The 503-nt window shown below is 45.3% G+C and carries 1 protein-coding gene; it reads left to right on the top strand.

Translation table 11 applies throughout. The features are described 5' to 3' along the window. Positions 1–253: transposase (locus tag L5L94_RS21815; protein WP_263161948.1), on the top strand; the 253-nt coding region annotated here is incomplete at its 5' end. Positions 254–503 lie beyond the last annotated feature (250 nt).

The following is a 503-nucleotide window of genomic DNA, read 5'->3' as shown; positions in this document are numbered from 1 at the left end:
GTTTTCCAGTGGGGGGAAACAGAAATTGGGCGGCATAACCAAACGAGGTAACAGCTATCTGCGGCGGCAACTGATCCAGGGAGCTTGGTCGATTATTCGCTATGCAAGTAAGAGTAATGACAGGATCTCCGTATGGGCCTTAAAGGTGATTGAGCGGCGAGGTAAACAGAAAGCGGCAGTAGCAATTGCAAACAAATTGGCRCGGATCATCTGGGCTATGCTGTTTCATCGCAGCGAATATCGGCCTTGYTAATATGTAAAAATCGAGTATTAAACTCACCCCAAAAACACGACTACAGATAATGAAGTAACAGGTAATACCGGCCTTTGCAGATGCTGAGAGAGTACAAGGAGCATATGACTCCGAAAGGACGATAAGCAGCAAAGGCGCGGTTCTCATTAAGGCCAGAGAACAAAGATTCTCACAAACAGGTCGGATATACGTACGCAGTATTACTTTCTGTTACTCAAAAAGTGGTTGATCTATTCGAGGTGTCCATATA

The sequence above is a fragment of the Shewanella sp. SM21 genome (genome assembly GCF_025654335.1).
GTDB lineage: Bacteria > Pseudomonadota > Gammaproteobacteria > Enterobacterales > Shewanellaceae > Shewanella > Shewanella oncorhynchi.
The sequence above is the reverse complement of the archived record's forward strand: the minus strand, read 5'-3'. Positions and strand labels throughout refer to the sequence as shown.